Origin of the sequence: Pontibacter populi (genome assembly GCF_040278685.1) — a bacterium.
GTDB lineage: Bacteria > Bacteroidota > Bacteroidia > Cytophagales > Hymenobacteraceae > Pontibacter > Pontibacter populi.
Genome location: NZ_JBEOKT010000020.1, coordinates 58656 through 73607, shown reverse-complemented (window position 1 = coordinate 73607; position 14952 = coordinate 58656). Strand labels below are relative to the sequence as shown.

Here is a 14952-nt window from a genome sequence, read left to right as displayed (position 1 = left end):
GATGAAGTAGATGAGCCCGAATTAGTTAGAAGAGATGATGGTTCGTTCTTAGTGAGTGGTTCTATCGAGGTACGAGATCTGAACAGGGAGCTAAAAGAAGAGCTCATAGTGCGTGATCCGGATAACTACGCCACCCTGGCCGGATTTATCTCCTACACGTTTGGAAAGCTTCCGGTTACCGGCGAAAAGTTTACCCACAATGGCTATGAAATGGAGATAGTAGATATGGACGGGCTAAGAGTTGATAAAGTACTAGTGAAACAGCTGATGAGCTAACCTGCAGTCCTAGCTTACAAATATTTACACATAATACTCAAACACCGTTACTTCAGCCCGGGCAAAGAAACGGACAGGAAACCGGGAAGTACCAAAGCCGTTGGAAACATACAGGTACGGTGGACTTTCTTTGTACCACCCCTGCACATAGTTACCTGAACGCGGGGGTAAGACTGGAACCCAAAACGGCAGCCGGACCTGTCCCCCATGAGTGTGGCCAGCAAATGCGTATTTAAAGCGAAGTTGTTGATCTGGCTCTCTGCTTTGGTTCACTTGCTTTATTACACGAATAGCTCGGTCCCAATGGCGTGGACTATGAATAAGCAGCAAGTGATTAGGCTCTTGTCCGATCTCTTCAACAGCTTTTTCCAGCGAAGCACTTCCGTTCAGCTGATCATCCAAGCCCGTTACAGCCAGATTGTTTTCCCGGATTCGATACACCCGTGTCTGGTTTACCAGCAAATTCCCATTGTATTTCTTTAGCGCCGCTGCCAGCATCTCCATACTTGCTTCAGCAGCATAGTCATGATTTCCTGGAACAGCTACCTTCTTTATGTGAGAATCCAACAGTGCAAGGAAGCGGCGAACAGTATTCATTTCGCCTGATGTATCCAGTGTATCACCCGCAAAAAGCAGCAGGTCTGGCTTCAACTCATTCACCTTACGGGCAAGCTTGTAATGCCTGGGAAACAAGGCCTGCTTTAAGTGCAGATCTGCCAGCAGAACAAGTTTCATTGGTTTATTACTTCTTGTACTACTCCCAATACGGAAACGCTTTACCTGAAAAAAGTACTTTTCCAGGAAGAAGGCATCCAGCAAAACACCAGCTGCCAGCGCTACTGCTGTAGCTCCCACCCCCCACCAAATATTCCTTTTATATTTCCCCATTCTATTACTCTTATTCATTCAAGTCTTATGGGAAGACTTATTTTCGTATCTTTAAATCAAACAAGCTTTGCAGTGCATGCACATCCCCAACACACTCTTTCAGATAGAATATAAACTTACCTTGGATTTGCTTCAAGTAGAGTGGCCTGCATACGGCAGCTTCTCTACCCCAGAATTTGAGTATGCCATGGAACATCTGCTTGATACGCTCCGCCTTTATGACATTCCCCGCCTCTTGCTCGATGCCCGGAGTATGGCCACGATCCCCAATACACCGGATCATCTGGACCTGGGCATTCGTTTTGTCCAAGCCCTCGAAACAACCCGCGTGCGGAAAGTAGCGCGGCTGGTAGCAGATACTGCTTCCAGAGACTGGCAAATGCGGCAGCTGACAGGGGAGGAAGGTATTTCCTATCAATTCCAGACCTTTGTGCGGCAGGAAGTAGCCCTGGCTTGGTTGAAGGCTTAGAGAGCTATCGCCTGTAGCCCTCCCGGTCAAAGAAGTTCACTTCCGGTTTCCTACTTGTCTTGTCTTTGGTCTCCGGGCCACCTTCTAGCTTGGTTTCGCGCGGAGTGTCGTACACCCATGTTTTTTTGCCCCAGCCTTGCACTTCCGAGGTGTCATAAATTTCATCCTGCCCCCGGCCGCCCACAATTTTTATTTGTATCCCCTTGTCCGCTTCCCCCCTTACCCAAAAGATATCGTTCTCAGCAAGCCCGTGCAGCACGATCTCTTTTGTTTCTGCTGGAAGGAAAACTCTACGGTACATGACTACTTTATCAGACTTGCGCCGAACTACCACTTCTGTGTCTCCGCCAGCCATGCGCTTTACCTCAAATCGATCTTCTTTGTCTGTGCCCACCACCAGTACTCTTACTGAAAGTATTTCATAAAATTCCCTGGCTGCTTCATCTAGCTTATCCCTTCGGCTTTTGAGCTGACTGGCCAGCTCCTTCCTTTGAAGTAGGTACACTTCTTTTGGCAGCTGGCGCACCGCCTGTTCAATCACTTGGTCTGATATTTCTTTCTGTAGTACATGGGCCAGCGAGTCGAACTGCTCGCCCGTCACGTGGGGCATAGCGCGCGCATCAAAAAACTCTGAATTAATCATGAGCGCCTTTACGTCCTTGTAATCTGCAGTAAAGCTTTCGAACTTACGGATGGCCCATTTCCGGCTGAAGAGCCAGGAGAAAAGGCCACCACCAAAGCGGTAGAAGGCGTTGTCTCGGTCTTTCGGAATGGGCCGATAGAGATGCTCTCCGTTCTCCTTGTACTCAGCCCACTCCCATTGCCCTACATGGCGGTCCCAGTCGCCGATGAGCAGGTCCAGCAGGCGTGCCCGGGCAAAGGCCAGCTGGTCGATAAAGTGGTCGTTTTCTTCGTAGCGGTGGTTGAGCATCTTATTGGGTCCTACAATGTCATGCGCACCAGCTATCTCGCCGGAAATGGCACGCTGGTCGTTATACTTTTCCTCCAGCATGTACAGCCTATCACTGAGTTTCTCTTCATACTGGTCAAAGTGCGCTTCACCAGGCCTGACATAAACCAGGCGCGGGGTGGCGTGCGGCACCCCGGCCGCCTGAGCCAGCGGGGCTACCACCAATGCGCCATAAGGATGCAGCGCAGAAGCCTGGTCCCGCACTACATTAGCTATAAAGGTCTTTCGAATCGGCAGGGGCAGGATCTTAGCTGAGCGTTTGTCCACCGTGCGTAAGGAGTAAGTCATGCCGTCACCTCCTTCGACGGCGGCGTTGATGGTCTGCATCCCGCCGCCAATCTTTTCCACTTCCAGTCCACCTTTCACTGTTTCCGGATCCAGGACCGGCACACGTACGGGCGTGGCCCAAAGCTTCCGGTGTCTGCTGCCCCAAAGGGCCTTGTGCAAAAAGCCCCGCTTGTAATGACTGCCAGCCTGCAGCGTCACGCTGTCCACTGTACCTGGATGTAGCCGCAATTTTTGGTGCACATGTGAATCTGTAACAGGGGTGTCGGCATAAAAGTTTTGCTTAGCGCAGCCCGAGAAAAGAATAAGTAAAGTGAATAAGAGTGAGTGTATAGTTGGCTGTAGTTTGTTCTTCCGCGTGTCTGTATCCATGCCTTTTATAACGTGGGGCAGCAGAAATGTTTACAACAACTACGGCTACCGCGAATTCAAGAGTTGCCGCAGATCTTATCTGAGCTTCTCAACCTGTGTAGAGAACAAGTCGTTGAAGTAACCTTATGAATGTAAAACTGAAACAGTATTGGTTCAACATTAAAAACAGTCTTTGGTTCCTACCTACCCTGATGGCCTTATCAGCTGCTGCGCTGGCATTTGGAGTGGTTAAACTGGACGCCCGAGTTACGTATGATGAGTTGCCCATCGATTGGTTTCTCTACGGTGGGCAGCGAGACGGTGCCCGCTCTGTACTTTCCACCATTGCCTCCTCTATGGTCACCATTGCCGGTGTTACCTTCTCCATTACGCTGGTGGCCCTGACGATGGCCTCTTCGCAGTTTGGTCCAAGGCTACTGCGCAACTTTATCGCTGACAAAGGAAATCAGTTTGTGATTGGCACCTTTATTTCCACCTTTATTTATTCTCTGATTGTCCTGTTAACCATACGTGGCTCAGGAGAAGATGAGTTTGTCCCGAAAATCTCCGTAGTACTCGCCTTTCTTGTGGCTGTGTTCAGTCTTGGAGTCCTGATCTACTTTATCCATCATGTCTCTACCTCTATTCAAGCAGATTACGTGATCAAGTCCTCTTACCAGGACTTTCAAAAGATCAAAACAGAATCCATGCCCAGCGAAGAAAGGAAAGTAGAACAAGAGTCTATTCAGGAGGCGCTACAACAAATACAGACAGACTATAAACTACAAACTGAGATGTATCTGCAAACTTCTGGCTACGTGCAGCGAATAGACTATGAGGCAAGCTGCAGCTGGGCACTGGAGCACAATGCAGTCCTTGAATGGCTTGTTTACCCGGGTGTGTTTGCTACTATGCACCATTTCTACGCAAGAGTGTATCACCAAGCTGCGTTACCACAAAAGACATTAGAAAAACTGCAGGCTTTTGTGAAAATTGATTACCAACGAACCCCGAACCAGGATCTGTTGTTTCCTCTCAATCAAATCGTAGAAGTTGGCGTGCGTGCGCTATCCCCAGGTATTAACGATCCCCACACAGCCATCACATGCCTACACTGGTTGGGTGCTGCCCTGACAGACATAGCAACAAGCCAGCTCCCAAGTGCAATCCTAAAAGATACAAACGGTGTTGTAAGCGTAGTGAGAAGACAGGTTGGCTACCAAGCCATTGTAGATGCCTGTTTTGACCATTTCCGAGTATATGCAAGATCTAACATGTATGTTGCCGCCGAAGTCCTGCAGGCACTTAAAAAGCCTCTTATTTTGACAAAGAATAGCGAGTATCAGCGGGCGTTAAAAGATATGGCCACATCTATTTACAAAGAAAGCCTTCAGGAACACGGCGATCAAGTGCCGCAGGTAATGAAAACAGACTACAGGGAAATCATGCGACTGGGTAGCTAGCTTGTTTAAGCAGAGGTAGGTCAGCTTTATTTTTTTCTTTTTACAATCAACAGTGTAGCCGCTCTAATAAAGCCAAAGAAAACATAGAGCACAAGGCTAAGAGCACCACACCAGTGGCTCTAACGGGTACCTCATCTATGAAAGGGCTCCAGAGAATACTTTATCCATGATCGGAAGAAACTTGCCACTAAAGCGGGCATAGCACCAGCACTTTAGTTGATTTAATTCCTCAAAGTTCAGGTAGCGAAAAGCTTTTCGAAGTTCCTTTTCGAATAATTTCTTACTAAAGCTCACTTTCTGTAACACTGTTTTAACGTATTCTAACATAGATTAGAAAACAAATAGTCCTTTCTCTTTTTACACCCTTAGGGTAGTAAATGTTGCCGAAAAATCAGCCCACACAGGTAGTACAAATTTGTTCGTTACTAAAATGATTTCGGTGTGTGCTGTAAAGGCTTTCAGTTAAAAAAAAGCAAATAAAACATTTAATGATTTTTTAGTTTGTCTTTCAAAATTTAGTTCTCAGACTGTATCACTTCATGTTCGTGTTGGGAAACATAACCCGTTCAGGTTGTAGGGAAAGCTCCTCTAAAAGCTTACTAAAAAGCCTGCGCTTGACAGGGCCTGAACGCTTAGGTTCAACCAGAAAGCGGACCGTTACTTGAATCCAGGTATTATCATGGGCAGAAAAGGAGACAGAGCCCCGCGCCCGTACTTCTACTTCATCCACAGGAGTCTGTGCCAGGATGTTGCGATACAGCGCTACACGCCGGGCCATCTCTGGTCCTATGTCTTCCTGTACTACCCTTCGAGCTGTTTGTCTTACCCACGGCAGGTCACTCTCGTAGGAAACAAAAAATTTTATTTCATTCCAGATGTAAGGGAAGAGCGGCCAAGAATAATTGATCACAAACTCACTGAATACTTTCGAGTTCGCAAAGCGAATGACCCGGCCGCTTGGGTGATCCCCCGATAGATAGTCTCCATTAAACTCCCAGAGCGTTGTATCAAAGTAACCTAGCTCAATTACATCGCCGGTCATATCTCCTATCTTAATGCGGTCTCCCACTTCGTATGGTTTTCGCAAAAGAATATAAACCCAACCAAAAAAGCTGGTGATCGGGTTCTGCAGTGCCAGTCCCAAAATAAGTGATGCTACGCCCAGCGACACTACCGCTGCATACCAGTTCACAAATAAGGTAGAGATGAGAATAAAAACAACAAGCAGTGCAGCCCCAAGGTTAATAATTCGCTGTACGTTATAACTTGTGACGGGACTTCTTATGCGAGTTTTAAGAAGAGAGGTGAGCAACCTTGTAAAGAATAATACAACTGTGATGAACATGACGCCTGCCAGCAGGCTTTGCAACAGTGGAAGGTATTTGCTCCGGATGTGAAAAGATTCTAATCTCAGGAGGTAATACAAAACGACGGTGACCAGAAACACTGTCCCATACACCAACAGGGACGTGCGCTCCTTTTTAGGCTTTACAAACTCCTGCTGCGGCCCCGGCCCTTTGGCTTGGAATTTCTCAAGCTCCTTGCGGATCCTGTGGCTATCTCGTAAGTGATTAGATTCTGTGTTGTATTCTTCTTCCAAGCGCTATAATCTAATAAGCTGAAAACCAAAGATTTTTTGGATTTACTATAAAAGATGTTCTTTAAAGATACTCTATAGCTGTTAAAAGGTTAAGAACTATGGCTTGTGTCATTCCAGTTTCTAATTCTAAGCTTACCGAACTTAAGCTTCCAACTGAAGAGCTACATTAGAATATGGGCGTGCAGCGTAATAGATTTTAAAAATAACCCCTACTATATCAGTAGGGGTTATTAAAACGGTCAGGTACTCTAGTAATGGTGCCTGACTTTGCTTTGATGCAGGCCTCTTGCATGTTGTAACAAACGTGTTCTATAACGAACAGAATAAGTAAAAAATTAATGATAACCTAAAAACAGGATATTGCTTGCTTGATGTTAACTCCCTTTGCGAAATACGTCGCCTATACAACACTTAACCTAACCCAGGTGCTTTTAAATAACAAGTTGGTACAGCTCATTCACCTGGGAACAGTACTTAAACCGTTTCGCTATCGGTTAACAGCCATTTCAGGACCTCTTTTTTATTTATAAAGTATTGCAGTTGATATAAAGTACTGCAGTTGAAAAGGGGCTGCAGTTCAGGCTTTATGGTGCCTCCAATTTAACCGTCACACTACTGAGCATACCAACACAGCTCATTCAAGCAACGTAAGCCTCGGGCAAAGGCTTGAGTAAAGGAATTATTGTAAAAGCCTTTCTAGGAATTTAAAGTGAATTAAAACTCATTTATTACGATTACTTCTTCAAATGCTCCTGCAATATAACAGGAGTTATGTAAACAGGTAAGCATTTTAGGGTCACTAAACATTCTTAGTCTAACTTGAGAATATACTCTCTGTATCCAAATCCTTGTGGGGATGGGTCGATAATTCTATCCTTTGGTGTACTACTATAAAAAAGCCTATTCACGTCGAATGGAGAGGCTTTTTTAGTTCCATAAATTTCCCCTTTGGTTAGACTTATCGAACTTTAAAAAAAGAGACTTTTACTTTCTACAGCATCTCTAATTTATAACCTTATCTTTTCCTGAAAGGAAAACCCATCGGTATCTTTACTGCTGTTGATCTCTAGCTTGTTGGAGTTAGAATATTTTAACCTGTCAAGTCTCACCTGTCTTGAAATCTTTCCTAAACTAACGGAATAATTGGATAAAGATACAGTGAGTGAAAGTTTCAGGTATAACTCTTCCGGTAACTTGCTTTTAGAGCCAGTCATAACCAATGACACTTGCGGCATTTAGAGTTTCCTCCAGGTCACCTGGTACCATATAGCCTGTTGCTTTGTGAAAATGATAAGTTTACACTTTCACACTCAAAAGGGTTCCGATAAAGAACTAATTCTGATCTCAAGTTAAAGCTCGTCTGTAAAAGTCTTTAATTGCTGTGCATCCTGCAGGTGGTCTCGCAGCCTGAGCAGAATCTGGTCAGCAAGTGTTTTCAGGTCCTGATCCCGAAGCTGGTCTCTTGCCTGCTCATAAAACAGGATAGCATCTTCGTGTGCCTGCACCTGCACATTTGCAAAATCTTTATCAAACGGAGTGCCTGTCTGGTTTTGAAGCCTGGCTCTTATCGTTTCGCGCTCCTGAGACATGTTCATTTGTAAAGAAATGCCTCTTTCACGCGCCTCAGTTCGTAGCTGTGCCCGCGTCATGGTGTGTTCCTGCAGCATCAGCTGGGCAAACTCCCGCACTTCCTGCTGGGTAGAGTTCTCCAAAGCCAGATTAGCCGTAACGATCTCAAAAGTATCTATAGCGGCTGCCTCCTGTAAAAACTCTGTAGGCGTCATCACATCTACCACAACGTCATTGTCGTCATCGTCATCGCAGGCTGTAAATAAGAAGGCAGGTATCAGAAGTAGAAGTAGCCCCCAACGGTTGTATTTAGTTCGTTTCATAATGCTTTTAATAATTTAAACTTGTTGATGGAATATAAGCCCTGTGCTAAAAGCAACGTGAATGAAGTAAAGGGTAGCTTAATGACCGCCTACCGGTTTTTCCTTCCACCTGACTTTTGGCGCTGCTGAGGCTGCCTGGTCTGCTTTTGATTTACCTGGTTTTGCCTCACGTTTTTTTTCTGTGTCTGTTGCACGCGCTGGTGCTCCTCAAAGCGGCTCCGCTGCTGCTCGGTTAGCAGTGCTTTTATCTCGGCTCTGCGCCTTTCCTGTATTCGCTCGGTTTCCGCATGCCGCTCCTGCCTGCTAAGGCTACGGTTTTCCCGAACCTGCTGCATTTCCTGTACTGTACGGCGGTTTATAACGGCCACCTGGTTCTGCTGCTGTTCGTTCAGGTTTAATTGCTTTGTCAGGTCCTGCGTCATGCGCTCTGCCTGGCGGTTGTTCTTGCTTTGCTGGGATGTTTGTTGTGCCATAGCCATGTTGCCGAGTAACAGGCCCAAAGTACATAACCCAAGCAGTTTTGTTTTTAAGCTTCTCATTCTTCTCAGATATAGTTAAATTAACTCCTTTTCGTGATTAGTTTAAATTTATAGTCAATCGCTATACTCCGAGTGACAAAAGCCACAATACAAATATGGTAGAAATAGCTTTTGTCACTCAAAGCAAGTCAGTGCTTAGCGTGTTGGTTTACCACCATTGCCGCCGCCGCCTTTACCGCCGCCGCCGCCAGTTTCACGAGGAAGTATTCTAACGTCAATATATGTCAGATACTCGTTACTGCTTTCATCCAGATATAACACGGCTTCTCCACCACCTACTGGCTCTGCCGCAATTACGACCTCTTCTTCGGACGCAGCAATGGTTGTGTTTGCATTGAAGAATGTGTTCAGAGTTGAGCCAGTCACTGATGGGTCAAAACTGAAAGTAAGGCGATAATCACCAGGTTGCTTTATACCATCCCAGTTGTAGCCGTAAATGACTTTCCCCTTAATATTCACTTCTGCATTAAAGTTACCGGCACCGTCTGAAGCTTGATAAACCGCTTGGTTAAAAATAGGATCATTTACCAGATCTACAGTTGTCGCCGCATCCTCTACCCATTTGCGGTTCAACTCATCCCATATTATATGCATCAGAGTAGCATCATCTCTTTGAACATTAAGTTTTTGAATGGTGAGCCTTGCATGCTTGGAGTAAACAGTTGCTGATACAGCTCCCTCAACTGTTTGTGGAACTGGCGTCGTAGCATCTGTAGCCTTTAACCCCCACATTTCATCCGGGCCAAGACCGGAAATATATAACATGGCGTATTCTGTAAAGGGAGTTGGTGCACTTGTGTAAATTGACGCATCCTCTGTTAAAACTATCTCTGTTCGGACTTTAGATGTGGTATACCAGTCCACTGACTCCAGATTGTCGCCCCAGTCAATTGTGTCAACATAAACTTCTTGTTCCGGGGTAAAGTTACTGGCTTGCCATTCATTACCTGCATCTCTCTGGTGATAAGCCCTATAACCATCAATTATGGTGTAGACACCATTAAGCAGCACTGTTCCCATGGTACCTCTTAGGGCCAATGTGGCACCTTCAGACCATATTACAGGGAAGGATAAGTTACTTCCCGAAGTCTCGGTGTGACCGCCGCCGCCTCCGCCGGGACCTTTACCTCCACCTTTGGCATTCTGGCTGTTGGATGCACTTAGTGGGTCCGGGGAAACATACTCTTTCTCACATGATGTGAAGAAGTTCATGCCAGCTAATAGAGCGCCGGCAATAAAAATTGACTTTGTTTTCATAACTTGGAATGGTTAAAAATAAATTTTAGAGTAACTATCAAAAGAATGAGTTCTAAGGTAGAACCAACGGCTGCATCAGAATTTTATAGTTATTTAGTTATATCCATTAAAGAAATATAGAGACACCAATCAACAAGAAGAGAGCTGTAAGGTCAGGGCGTTGCCTTAAAGATTTAAAGACTGCTTATGATTAAGCTAACTGCACATTTTGAGAGGGAAACAAGCAATGTGCGTGATCAGAATTTACTAGTTAATAGTGCACAATCTTAAACATAAAGCATGTGTTATATTGCTATACTTATCTTACTTATAGTTGGCAATTAAACTGGTCTATTTTATAGTTTCACCAGATTAAACAACTTTACAAAAAGGGTGAGTTTTATTTATTGCCAGCGGCAACTTAAGGTATTGGATGCACCAGGCGTTATGTTTTACATATAGCGGACAGAGGCCACGATAGTCTTAAGGATGTGTTTCTAATCCGTTTCTTCGTGGTGGCACTCACAGTCCTCGTGGTGGCAACTCATCAAAGCCAGAAAATCAGTATCCGGGTCCGGTGAGTCATTTACAGAATTCATACATTGGATCATGCTCATAATGTGTTGCCTCATCATGGCCAGATGTTCTTTACATTCCTGAGGTGAAAGTGGAACCGGAACTGGCTCTGTATCAAGAAAAGCTTCCAGGTGCGCTATTCTGGCTTCATTTTCAGTCTTTATCTGGTTTGCCAGAAATAGTGTGGCAGGGTCATTTCCATATTCCAGCTCAAGTTCAGCAATCTCTAAAATCAGTTCATGGTGTATGAGCATCATGGTAGCATGGTCAATATTTTTATCGCACGTAAAATTAATATCGTTAACAGCCTTTAGCGCTTTTGGAATAGCTTGATATGTTCCTTTATCAAATAATTGATCCCTCAACTTGTCAGCATCCATAGAAGCTTCAGTTGCAGAAACATAGGCAACAGGCGCTACGGCTTCTTTGTCGCTGTCACAGCTTGAGAGAGCAAGTGAAGCCGCCAGCAAAAAGTCAAAGCTCCTTTTTCTTACTAAGTTTATTCTCATTGATTTATTTTTTTTAAAATTATTTCCGCAGGGCACTGCAAATAGGGAGAGAATGCCAAAAAGTTTAGAGCAGCAATTGTTAGGTTTATTTGTAGCTGGATTTAGATGATTATTTTTAATAGTTATACAATTATTTATAAAGTTCTCACTACCAAAATTCTTAACATCGACGGTGATAAACAAGTGATGTAGAGCAGTAACATTATAACTAAACGAACATTAATTTAAACGGTTTAATGATATATGTCATTAAACTATCATTACAATAGCTACAAATGCCTCTTATATAACTCTAGGCTATGGTTTGAAGTAAGTTGTGACTCTAGTTGGCCCATACCAAATTCTTTAAGCCGTTATCTATGAATATAACAGCTACTTAATTATTTGTAAAAACTCTTGCGGGGCCATTAAATCCCTGTGCAAATGGATCGATAATTCCATCCTTTGGTCTACCATAGTAAAAAGCCACTCTACATCAAATGGAGCGGCTTTTTTGGTTCGGTTTTTTAACCGAAGGAGAGACTTATCGAACTTTCTATGAATCAGGAAGCCCTCGCGCAGTGAGAACTATAATTATCACGCCTTATACCCCCCCTACCCCCCTGCTAGAAATTACCCAATCTTTCATTCCGTTGAGCCACAGTGCCTTTGTAACAAGAAGGAGTTTCACCTTCCTCGTTTACTAACAGCACTTGTTGGGTATCTCCTATCCACTACCATACGTCTCATTTCCCTAGCGCACCCTCAGCAAAACATAATCACGGCCTCAGGCAACCTTGTCTAGTAATATAGCATCTGCTCCATGTTATCCTGCTGCTGTAGTCGTTCTATTTAATGCTGGATTACACTCACCCTTATCCTAACTAAAACTATGACGATCAAAAGAATTCTCCTGCTACTCTTTATCTTGGGCAACATAACATTTGTCCAGGCGCAGCAAACACAGCTGGTCAATGTCGGCGATCACTCCCTGGAAATGATACAGGCAGGAGCAGGCGACTTTACCATCATCTTTGAATCTGGCTTTGGCTCAGACTACAAAGTATGGGGCAAAGTGGCTTCCGAAGTGATGGCTACAAATCAAGTTATGCTCTATTCAAGAGCCGGAACAGGCAAGTCTGAGCCAAACCCGAAGCCCCAAACCCTGGAAGCAGCGGTGCAGGATTTAAGCACGCTCATCGAGAAAGCAAACCTGAAGCCGCCCTTTATTTTGGTTGGCCATTCCTACGGGGCCTTTATTATCCGGGCCTATGCAGCGCAGCATCCTGAGCAAGTGAAAGGATTGGTCTTTGTCGATCCAGCCCATGAGAAAATGATGCAGGAACTAAAGAAAGTAGATGCTGTAAAAGCTCAGAAAGATATAGAGCTGCAAAACAGCTTTATGCCCGACAGATTCAAGCAGGAAAACGAGCTAATTAACAAAATCTTTGATAAAGCTGTTTTGCCTGATTTCGGGAAGCTTCCCCAGGTGCCTGTTGTAGTGCTTACATCGGTGCAGAAAAGAGCAAACCCTGAAATGTTTCTTCACCAGCCGGAAGGCGTGGAAGTGTGGCGCAACCTGCACGCCGAGTTCTTCAGCCAGTTTACCAGCGGTGCTCACATCGTCACCGCTGTCAGCGGTCATAACATCCACCGCGAAGAGCCCGAACTAGTAATAACCGCTATCCACCAGGTAGTGCAAGCGGCCAGAAAGGAAAAGAGCCTACAGGAGCACGAAGGTAAAATGGTGGCCTTAGAGACTGCCTTCGGACAAGCAACTGCTTACCTGAAAAAGAAAAAAGAGCCAAAAGCCCAGGCTATTGTATTCGATGCTCTTAAAATATCGGGTTTTGATGAGCGCATCATCAATACCATTGCCTACCAGCAGCTGAGCAACCCGGCTACCATGGCTGTGTCCCTGCTGGTTTTCAAGTATAATACCGTGGCTCACGCTACGTCGGCCAATGCCTTTGATAGTTACGGTGATGCCCTGATGCAGCAGGGAAAACTAAAGCAGGCAGAAGAGCAGTTTACCAAAGCCATTGAACTGGCCACAGCTGCCCATGATGCTTCAACACTTAAAACCAGCAAAAACAATCTGGAAAAACTTAGCCAACTGAAAAAGGCTAGATAAATCGCTTAAGCAATTGAGCAGCAATAGGTATAGTATCAGGAGGTAAGTACGACTTCAGTTGCCATGCGAATCAGTAAGCGCTAATGCATAACTTTCTTGTAGGTTGTACTCTCCTAATGCTGCTAAATCTCCGAGGAAATGGTTTGATAATTCCATCCTTTGGTCTACTACATAATAAAAGCCGCTTCCCATCAAATGGAGCGGCTTTTTTGGTTCGATAAAATTTCCCTTCGGTTAGAGTTATCTAACTTCAAAGAATTAGAAAGTCTCAGCTCTGAGAAAAATTAATATTGTGCTTCCCTACTGCTCTCGAATTTCAGTTCTAAACGGTTCATTAGATATGTCCTTTGGACTACCCAGCAGAGCTTAATTATCTGATTATTATACCAAATAAAAGGCTCCTTACTTCTAGGTAACAGAAGAGCAATAATGAATAAGCTCCATGCTTTAAGCCCCTCTCGTCTAATATCTCATTCTACTGTAAACTTTATATCTATCGTGTTAACATGTGCCTAAGGAGATAGAACTACCAGGTACTGCTCATCTTAAACCAGAACATTTAAAACCTGTGGCCGTCTTTACTATAGGTTGTATTTAAATTTACTGGTACTATTGAAAATACTTCTACTACATGTAACTACATTATTCTTCTTGCTAGTGCTGATTCCATCTGCGTGTAAAGCGCAGTACCCGGAAGACAAGCAGGATGAGAAGCCGGTGCTTAAGTTGGGTGGTGCTTTGCGCTTCAACTATAACCTTTCTACCTGGAAAGAAGATCAACTGGAACGCGGTGGTGATTTTGGCTTTGACATGTTTCGAATCAATGCTGAGGCTGCTTATAAAGGCATCAAACTAAACGCAGAACTCCGGCACTATTCTCAGGGCTTTGGTGGCACAATGTTAAAGCAAGGCTGGTTCCAATACGATTTTTCCGACCAATCACAGATACAGCTAGGTCTGAACCAGGTACCGTTCGGCATACAGCAATACAACTCCAACAACTGGTTCTTTAACATGACCTATTATGTCGGCTTTGAAGATGACCATGACATGGGTATAAAGTATATCCATGACTCCGGCCGCTGGCAATGGCAGGCGGCATATTATAAAAGCGCCGAAGAATTTGTATTTGGGTTGACGGAACCGAGTCCTAACCGCTACTCTTATGATGTGACCGACCGTAACAAAGAAAACAACCAGCTAGATCTAAAAATAGTGCGCAGGCTGGGCGACAGCTTAGGGCACGAACTAGGGCTCTCCTTACAAGGCGGGCTGTTGTATAACATTGACACAGAAGAAAATGGCAACCGCTATGCCGGTGCTATGCATTATGAGTTTAAAGCCGACCATAGCCACTGGAATATCAAACTGCAGGCCATGTTTTACCGCTTTAATCCGGAGTATGCTTTCGGCTCTGATCTGGACTATATTGAGATGGGTGCATACGGGTCAAACTATAATGTAGCTAACAAAGGTGAGATCTATACGGTAGGCCTTGCTTATCATATTCCCCTTGAAACACGTTTTTTACAAGGTATAGATATTTACAACAACTATGGATACTATAACAAGCGCTTAAGTGGGTTTGAAAACGCTCACATGAACGTGTTAGGGGCGCTCTTTACGGCTGGCCCTATGTATGTTTATACAGATGCGGCTTTTGGGTACAACCATCCGTGGCTGGGGCCGGAATGGACAAACGCTTTTACTACAGGAACTGCCGGGGAAACAGATTGGCATATGCGCTTTAACATAAACCTGGGATATTATTTCTAAACAATAAAA

General features: G+C 44.6%; 12 protein-coding genes. 5 read left to right on the top strand and 7 right to left on the bottom strand.

Translation table 11 applies throughout. The features are described from left to right. Window positions 1–276: transporter associated domain-containing protein (locus tag ABS362_RS17105; protein WP_350413976.1), on the top strand; the 276-nt coding region annotated here is incomplete at its 5' end. A 24-nt stretch (window positions 277–300) separates the two neighbouring features. On the opposite strand, the gene ABS362_RS17100 is transcribed toward ABS362_RS17105, so the two are convergent. Next, on the bottom strand, window positions 301–1164 hold the full coding sequence (locus ABS362_RS17100) for a metallophosphoesterase (protein ID WP_350413974.1): 864 nt from the start codon (window positions 1162–1164) through the stop codon (window positions 301–303). A 253-nt stretch (window positions 1165–1417) separates the two neighbouring features. Here ABS362_RS17100 and ABS362_RS17095 point away from each other — a divergent pair, with 253 nt between their 5' ends. After that, window positions 1418–1633, top strand: a complete 216-nt coding sequence (locus ABS362_RS17095; protein WP_350413973.1) for a hypothetical protein — start codon at window positions 1418–1420, stop codon at window positions 1631–1633. A 4-nt stretch (window positions 1634–1637) separates the two neighbouring features. On the opposite strand, the gene ABS362_RS17090 is transcribed toward ABS362_RS17095, so the two are convergent. Beyond that, window positions 1638–2891 carry a hypothetical protein gene (locus ABS362_RS17090; protein WP_350413971.1) on the bottom strand — a complete coding sequence of 418 codons (1254 nt, stop codon included), beginning with the start codon at window positions 2889–2891 and terminating at the stop codon, window positions 1638–1640. 494 nt (window positions 2892–3385) lie between these two features. Between ABS362_RS17090 and ABS362_RS17085 the strand changes: the two genes are divergently transcribed. After that, the gene (locus ABS362_RS17085) at window positions 3386–4702 is read left to right on the top strand and encodes a DUF2254 domain-containing protein (RefSeq protein WP_350413969.1); all 1317 of its coding nucleotides are present in this window, start codon (window positions 3386–3388) and stop codon (window positions 4700–4702) included. A 532-nt stretch (window positions 4703–5234) separates the two neighbouring features. On the opposite strand, the gene ABS362_RS17080 is transcribed toward ABS362_RS17085, so the two are convergent. The 5 genes from ABS362_RS17080 to ABS362_RS17060 all read right to left on the bottom strand — a co-directional run bounded on the left by ABS362_RS17080 (window position 5235) and on the right by ABS362_RS17060 (window position 11237). Beyond that, on the bottom strand, window positions 5235–6302 hold the full coding sequence (locus ABS362_RS17080) for a mechanosensitive ion channel family protein (RefSeq protein WP_350413967.1): 1068 nt from the start codon (window positions 6300–6302) through the stop codon (window positions 5235–5237). Window positions 6303–7651: 1349 nt separating this feature from the next. After that, entirely contained in the window at window positions 7652–8194 is a 543-nt protein-coding gene (locus ABS362_RS17075) for a DUF4142 domain-containing protein (RefSeq protein WP_350413965.1), read from the bottom strand. Between the two features lie 89 nt (window positions 8195–8283). Then, window positions 8284–8733 (bottom strand): DUF4890 domain-containing protein, encoded by a 450-nt coding sequence (locus ABS362_RS17070; RefSeq protein ID WP_350413964.1) that lies wholly within the window; start codon window positions 8731–8733, stop codon window positions 8284–8286. Window positions 8734–8868: 135 nt separating this feature from the next. Continuing rightward, window positions 8869–9990: a hypothetical protein gene (locus ABS362_RS17065; protein ID WP_350413962.1), complete on the bottom strand. Its 1122-nt coding sequence runs from the start codon at window positions 9988–9990 to the stop codon at window positions 8869–8871. A 476-nt stretch (window positions 9991–10466) separates the two neighbouring features. Further along, window positions 10467–11237 carry a DUF305 domain-containing protein gene (locus ABS362_RS17060; protein ID WP_350413960.1) on the bottom strand — a complete coding sequence of 257 codons (771 nt, stop codon included), beginning with the start codon at window positions 11235–11237 and terminating at the stop codon, window positions 10467–10469. Between the two features lie 688 nt (window positions 11238–11925). Between ABS362_RS17060 and ABS362_RS17055 the strand changes: the two genes are divergently transcribed. Both ABS362_RS17055 and ABS362_RS17050 read left to right on the top strand, forming a co-directional pair. Further along, window positions 11926–13167 (top strand): alpha/beta fold hydrolase, encoded by a 1242-nt coding sequence (locus tag ABS362_RS17055; RefSeq protein WP_350413958.1) that lies wholly within the window; start codon window positions 11926–11928, stop codon window positions 13165–13167. 612 nt (window positions 13168–13779) lie between these two features. Continuing rightward, window positions 13780–14943, top strand: a complete 1164-nt coding sequence (locus ABS362_RS17050) for a hypothetical protein (RefSeq protein WP_350413956.1) — start codon at window positions 13780–13782, stop codon at window positions 14941–14943. Window positions 14944–14952: the final 9 nt, after the last annotated feature.